General features: G+C 72.4%; 8 protein-coding genes and 1 pseudogene. 1 reads left to right on the plus strand and 8 read right to left on the minus strand.

Annotated elements, in window-relative coordinates:
* Positions 1-126 (minus strand): NmrA family NAD(P)-binding protein (locus KS423_RS36740; RefSeq protein ID WP_224284089.1); only part of this gene is annotated, 126 nt, incomplete at its 3' end.
* Between the two features lie 68 nt (positions 127-194).
* Here KS423_RS36740 and KS423_RS36745 point away from each other — a divergent pair.
* Positions 195-701: a MarR family winged helix-turn-helix transcriptional regulator gene (locus tag KS423_RS36745; RefSeq protein ID WP_224284082.1), complete on the plus strand. Its 507-nt coding sequence runs from the start codon at positions 195-197 to the stop codon at positions 699-701.
* A 6-nt stretch (positions 702-707) separates the two neighbouring features.
* On the opposite strand, the gene KS423_RS36750 is transcribed toward KS423_RS36745, so the two are convergent.
* From KS423_RS36750 to KS423_RS36780, 7 genes and pseudogenes are all read right to left on the minus strand, one after another.
* Positions 708-887 (minus strand): PQQ-like beta-propeller repeat protein, encoded by a 180-nt coding sequence (locus tag KS423_RS36750; RefSeq protein ID WP_224284083.1) that lies wholly within the window; start codon positions 885-887, stop codon positions 708-710.
* Positions 888-923: 36 nt separating this feature from the next.
* Positions 924-1,907: an urease accessory protein UreD gene (locus KS423_RS36755; protein WP_224284084.1), complete on the minus strand. Its 984-nt coding sequence runs from the start codon at positions 1,905-1,907 to the stop codon at positions 924-926.
* A complete protein-coding gene (gene ureG / locus KS423_RS36760) occupies positions 1,904-2,524 on the minus strand; it encodes an urease accessory protein UreG (protein WP_224284085.1) in 621 nt (206 codons plus the stop codon). The genes KS423_RS36755 and ureG overlap by 4 nt, the downstream gene beginning before the upstream one ends.
* Positions 2,525-2,563: 39 nt before the next feature.
* Complete coding sequence (locus KS423_RS36765; protein ID WP_224284086.1) at positions 2,564-3,307, minus strand: urease accessory protein UreF; 744 nt, start codon at positions 3,305-3,307, stop codon at positions 2,564-2,566.
* Entirely contained in the window at positions 3,304-5,028 is a 1,725-nt protein-coding gene (gene ureC / locus KS423_RS36770; RefSeq protein WP_224284087.1) for an urease subunit alpha, read from the minus strand. The genes KS423_RS36765 and ureC overlap by 4 nt, the downstream gene beginning before the upstream one ends.
* Positions 5,028-5,465 (minus strand): urease subunit beta, encoded by a 438-nt coding sequence (locus KS423_RS36775; protein WP_224284088.1) that lies wholly within the window; start codon positions 5,463-5,465, stop codon positions 5,028-5,030. Before KS423_RS36775 ends, ureC begins: the two co-directional genes overlap by 1 nt.
* 23 nt (positions 5,466-5,488) lie before the next feature.
* Positions 5,489-5,767, minus strand: a pseudogene (locus KS423_RS36780) (cobalamin biosynthesis protein CbiX); the annotation flags it as partial.

The following is a 5,767-nucleotide window of genomic DNA, read 5'->3' on the forward strand; positions in this document are numbered from 1 at the left end:
GGGGTTGCGGGTGAGGGCGCGGACGGGCCGGCCGGCGCGCAGCAGGGCGCGGGCCGTGGCGCCGCCCTGGGCTCCGGTGGCACCGGTGACGGCAACGGGAAGAGGAGACTCGGTTATCTGCGTCATGCAGACAACATAGAGAGCGATCTCTGCGCGACGCAAACAATTATCGGGCAGCCGGTTACCCTTCCCCCATGACGACGACCCGCGACGAACTGATGGCCCGGCTGTGGCCGGTCTCGCGCCGCTACCTGGCCTCGTACGTGCTGTTCAACCAGGCCGTCGCCGACCACCTGGGCATGCACCCGACCGACGTCCAGTGCCTCAACCTGCTCACCCTGGAGGACGGGCCGGTCACCACCGGCCGGATCGCCGAGCTCACCGGGCTCACCAGCGGCTCGGCCACCCGGCTGGTCGACCGGCTGGAGAAGGCCGGGCTGGTCACCCGGCAGCGGGACGAGGCGGACCGGCGGCGGGTGCTGGTCGCGGTCCTCCCCGAGGCGCTGGAGCGCTTCGGGGCGGTGTGGCGCGAGCTGTCCACCGACTGGGCGGCCGTCTTCGCCGAGGACAGCGAGGAGGAACTCGCCTTCCTGCTGCGGCACATGAACCGCACCGTCGAGCTCGGCCACCGTCAGGTGGCCCGTCTGGCGGCCATGGAACCGGGCAGACCGGACACCTCGGGCGGGCCGGGCGGCTCCTGAGGCCGGTCAGGCCGACGGCGGCGCGGGCAGGGTGTCGAGCGCGAGTACGCCGGCGCGGCTGCCCTGGTAGACGGTCCCGCCGGCGGCCGCCAGCGGGCAGCTCAGCCCGCCGTACTGGGTGGACGCCCAGAGCTCGGCGCCGGTCGCCGGGTCCGGCCCGGCGACGATCGTGGAGACCATCGCCATCCGGAAGAAGATCAGGCACGGCCCCGGCCGCCGGCACTACGTCTTGCGCAGCTCCGGCGCCGGCACCCCGATCAGCAGCCGCCGCACCGCATCCCAGGCCGCGCGCAGGGCGGCCGCGACGGCCCGGGTGTCGGAGCCGAGCAGCCGCAGCCAGGCGCCGCTGTCCTGCGGCAGGACACTGACCCCGTACAGCAGCTCGCCGTGGCACCGGCCGCAGTCGGCCACCGCCTCGTGCAGGACGTCCGCGATCCGGCCCGCCGGGGCGAGCGGGCTGAGGACGTACAGGCTGGACATCACGTCGTGCCCGGCCAGCACCGCCGGCCCGGTGACCCCGCCGCCCCCGGTCGCCGAGGGCTCCAGCCGGACGGTGTCCAGTGCCACCAACTCGCCGTCCGGGCGCCGCACTTCGAGGTCGGATGCGAACACCCGGTAGGCGTTGCGCTCACCCCGGGCGAGCCGGCCGGCCAGGACGGTCTCGCCGGCCAGCACCGTCGCGTCCGGGTCGACGGTGAGGACGGTCCGCTGGTAGAGGCGCGAGTCGACGAAGGGGATCACCGGCTCGGGCAGGTACTCGACGTAGGCGCGCGGGCCGGCCGTCAGGTTGACCAGCTGCGTCGCGTAGTCGTGCTCCATCCGGTAGACCTTGGTGGCCGCCTGGGTGGTCAGGTGGACGGCCGTGTCGGCGCCGCAGTGCAGGTCGGTGCGGAGCCGGTCGGCCTGGAGGATCCCGCCGCCGGTGGACATCAGAAAGGTGACGGCGAGGTCGGGGCGGGCCGGGTCGAAGTACAGCGGGCGCATGATCTGCAACGGCGACTTCTGGTAGTGGCCGGTGAGTTCGGTGCGCCCGGCGATCCGCTCGAAGGCCAGCTCCAGCAGCCCGACCTTGCCGGGACGACCGACCGCGAGGGTGTCGGGCGTCCCGGCGTGGCGCCGGACCTCGTACGGGACGCGGGCCGGCTCGTAGTGCCGGGGGTCGAGCCGGGGCACCGCCGCAACCGAAGCGGCCGACGGGACTGTCACGCCGGGACCTTGCGGAAGGTCTCCAGGAAAGCCGCGATCTCCTCCAGCCCCTCCCCCGTCAGGCAGTTGGTGAGCACCACCGGACCGCCCTCGCGCACCCGGCGGGCGTCGGACTCCATCACCCCGAGGTCGGCGCGGACGTACTGGGCGATGTCGATCTTGTTGATGACCAGCAGGTCCGACTCGGTGATGCCCGGGCCGCGCTTGCGGGGCATCTTCTCGCCCTCGGCGGTGTCGAGGACGAAGAGGAAGAGGTCCACCAGCACCGGGCTGAAGGTCAGCGTGAGGTTGTCGCCGCCGGACTCGAACAGCAGGGTATCGACGTCCGGGAAGCGCTCCAGCATCTCGGCACCGGCCGCGAGGTTCATCGTCGGGTCGTCGCGGACGGCGGTGTGCGGACAGGCGCCGGTCTCCACGCCGACCACCCGCTCGGGGTCCAGCACCCCGGCCAGGGTGCGCCGCACGTGCTGGGCGTCCTCCTGGGTGTAGATGTCGTTGGTGATGACCGCCGGGCGGTGGCCGCGGGCGATCAGCACCGGGACGAGCGCCTCGATCAGCGCCGTCTTTCCGGAGCCCACCGGCCCGCCGATGCCCACGCGGAGCACGTTCTCGGTCAACTCTCCTCCTCTGGTCGTACATTGTGCGGAACAACGGATTCAGCTCATGAACAGCCGGGCCTCCGCCCGTTCGTGCCGCCCGGACATGGCGTCCGCGACCGGCACGCAGCCGCCGAGGTCCGCCAAGTCCCGTTCCAGGGCGGCGGAGACGACCTCCCGGATCACCGGGGAGGCCGCCCGCAGCACCACCTGCGCCTTGCGGTGGTCGGTCAGCCGCAGCCGAAGCGCGGCGCCGACGAAGCTGGTGCAGAACGCGAACAGGTCGCAGGTGACGGCCTGTTCGACCGGAACGCCGGCCGAGGCGTACGCCACCCCGGCCGCCACCGCCTGGCAGCCGGGGGCCCGCTTCTGCGCGACCAGCGCGGCGTACCGCTCCAGCGCCTCGCCGCCCACCGACTCCCCGGCGATGTCCAGGAGTTGGCGCCCGGTCCGGGTGGCGGCCAGGCGCAGCTCGCGGTTGAGCCTGGTGGCGTGCAGCCGCTGGTCGGTCTCGGCGAGCAGTTCCCAGTCGCCCGCCGTGGCCGCCCGGTGGGCCAGGACCAGCGCCGTGGCGTCGGACGGTCCGACGCCGTGCCGCAGCAGGTCGGCGAGCAGCCCGGGCAGGGTGTCCGGCGTGACGGCCTTGGCCTGGGCGTAGCCCTCCAGCCCGTGCGAGAGGGTGTAGAAGCCGCTGGGGAAGGCCGAGTCGGTCAGCTGGAGGCAGACCAGCAGGGCGTCCAGTCCGGTGTCGGCGGTGCCGGCGGCATCAGCGGCATCGCCGGCGCCGGGGTCGACAACGCTCACGCGAGGTAGAACAGGTGGTTGAGCGGCAGCTCGCGGGCCGGCTCGATGGTGGCGGGCTCGCCGTCCAGGGTGACCTTGTACGTCTCCGGGTCGACCGCGATCTTCGGCAGCGCGTCGTTGCGCACCATGTGCTGCTTGCCGATCGAACGGCACCGCCGCACCGGCAACACCCTGCTCTCCAGACCGAGTTCGGCCGGAACGCCGAGGTCCACCGCGGCCTGCGACATGAAGGACACCCGGGTGGCCTGCCTGGCCCGCCCGTACTGGCCGAACATCGGCCGGTAGTAGACCGGCTGCGGGGTGGGCAGCGAGGCGTTCGGGTCCCCCATCAGCGCCCAGTTGATCACGCCGCCCTTGATGACCATCTTCGGCTTGGCGGCGAAGGAGTTGATCGGCCAGAGCACGATGTCCGCGAGCTTGCCGGGCTCCAGCGATCCGATGTGGTCGGCGGTACCGGAGGCGATGGCGGGGTTGATGGTGAGCTTGGCGAGGTAGCGCAGGACGCGGACGTTGTCGTTGCGCTCGCTGTCGCCGGCCAGCTTGCCGCGCTGCTCCTTGCAGTGGTGGGCGGTCTGGAAGGCGCGGGTGAAGGACTCGCCGATCCGCCCCATCGCCTGGGAGTCGGAGGAGAAGATCGAGATGACGCCCTCGTCGTGCAGCACGGTCTCGGCGGCGATGGTCTCGGCGCGGACCCGGGAGTCGGCGAAGGAGACGTCCTCGGGGATGTTGTGGCTGAGGTGGTGGCAGACCATCACCATGTCCAGCAGCTCGTCCACCGAGTTGACGGTGTAGGGCAGCGTCGGGTTGGTGGAGGACGGCAGCACGTTGGGCTCGCCGGCGATCCGCATGATGTCGGGGGCGTGGCCGCCGCCCGCACCCTCGGTGTGGAAGGTGTGGATGGTGCGGCCGTCGATCGCGGACAGGGTGTCCTCGAAGTAGCCGGACTCGTTGAGGGTGTCGGTGTGGATCGCCACCTGCACGTCGTACTCGTCGGCGACGCTCAGCGCGCTGTCGATCGCGGCCGGGGTGCTGCCCCAGTCCTCGTGCACCTTGAGTCCGCACACGCCCGCCTCGACCTGCTCGCGCAGCGCGCCGGGCAGCGAGCCGTTGCCCTTGCCCAGCAGGCCGACGTTGACCGGCAGGTCCTCCACCGCCTGGTACATCCGGTGGATGTTCCACGGGCCGGGGGTGCAGGTGGTGCCGTTGGTGCCGTCGGACGGGCCGGTGCCGCCGCCGATCAGGGTGGTGATGCCGTTGCTCAGCGCCTCCTGCACCTGCTGCGGGGCGATGAAGTGGATGTGGGTGTCGATGCCGCCGGCGGTGGCGATCAGGTGCTCGCCGGAGATCACCTCGGTGCCGGGGCCGATCACCAGCCGCGGGTGCACGCCGCTCTGGGTGTGCGGGTTGCCGGCCTTGCCGACGGCGACGATGAAGCCGTCCTTGACGCCGATGTCGCCCTTGACCACGCCGAGCACCGGGTCCAGCACCACCACGTTGGTGATCACCAGGTCGAGCGCGCCCTGCACGGAGGTCGCGGCCGGGTCCTGGGCCATCCCGTCGCGGATGCCCTTGCCGCCCCCGTAGACGGCCTCGTCGCCGTAGTGGCCCTGGTTGTGGTCCTGTTCGACCTCGACCACGAGGTTGGTGTCGGCGAGGTGGAAGCGGTCGCCGACGGTGGGGCCGAAGAGGTCGGTGTACTGCTTGCGGGAGAGCATGGCCATCAGCGGTCGCCTTCCTGGTGGAGCTCCGGGTGGAAGTCCCGTGGCCGGTCTTCCTTGCGGTCGAGGTTGGTGCCCTTGAAGCCGCGGGCGATGGCCCGGTCGACGGCGCGGGCGCGGGTGTCGGGGGCGGTGATGCCGCCGTCCACGAGGCTGGCGAAGCCGACCAGGCGGCGGTGGCCGCCGAACTCGGCGAGCGTGACGTCCTTGGTGTCGCCCGGCTCGAACCGGACGGCGGTGCCGGCCGGGATGTCCAGGTGCTTGCCGAAGGCGGCGTTGCGGTCGAAGTCGAGAGCGCGGTTGGCCTCGAAGAAGTGGTAGTGGGAACCGACCTGGATCGCCCGGTCGCCGGTGTTGCTGACCGTGACGGTGGCCTTGGCGCGGCCGGCGTTGATCTCCACCGGGTCGTCGCCGTACAGGTATGCGGCGCTGCCGGACATGGCTGGTCTTCCTCTCTGCCGGGTCAGTGGGGGCTGTGTGCGTGGGGGGTGTGTGCGTGTTCGCGGGTGTGGCCGTGGCGGTGCCGGTGGCCCTGCTCGCCCGGCCCGTGGCTGTGGCCCTGCTCGCCCGGCCCGTGGCTGTGTGTGTAGCCGTGCCCGTGCTCGGCGTCGAGGCCGGCCAGGATGCCGTCCTCCCCGTGCCCGAGCAGGTGCAGCGCCGCCGCCGTCCGGGCCGCGACCACCCCGGCGACGGCGGACGGCCGCAGCAGCGGGCCGCCGTCCCGTACGCCGGGCAGCGCGGT

The organism is Streptomyces sp. LS1784 (genome assembly GCF_020103755.1).
Lineage (GTDB): Bacteria > Actinomycetota > Actinomycetes > Streptomycetales > Streptomycetaceae > Kitasatospora.

Excerpts from the sequence above, each read along its gene's own strand:
- KS423_RS36750 (WP_224284083.1), bottom strand. The coding sequence starts at position 887 with ATGGCGATGGTCTCCACGATCGTCGCCGGGCCGGACCCGGCGACCGGC.
- KS423_RS36745 (WP_224284082.1), top strand. The coding sequence starts at position 195 with ATGACGACGACCCGCGACGAACTGATGGCCCGGCTGTGGCCGGTCTCG.
- ureC (WP_224284087.1), bottom strand. The coding sequence starts at position 5,028 with ATGGCCATGCTCTCCCGCAAGCAGTACACCGACCTCTTCGGCCCCACC.
- KS423_RS36775 (WP_224284088.1), bottom strand. The coding sequence starts at position 5,465 with ATGTCCGGCAGCGCCGCATACCTGTACGGCGACGACCCGGTGGAGATC.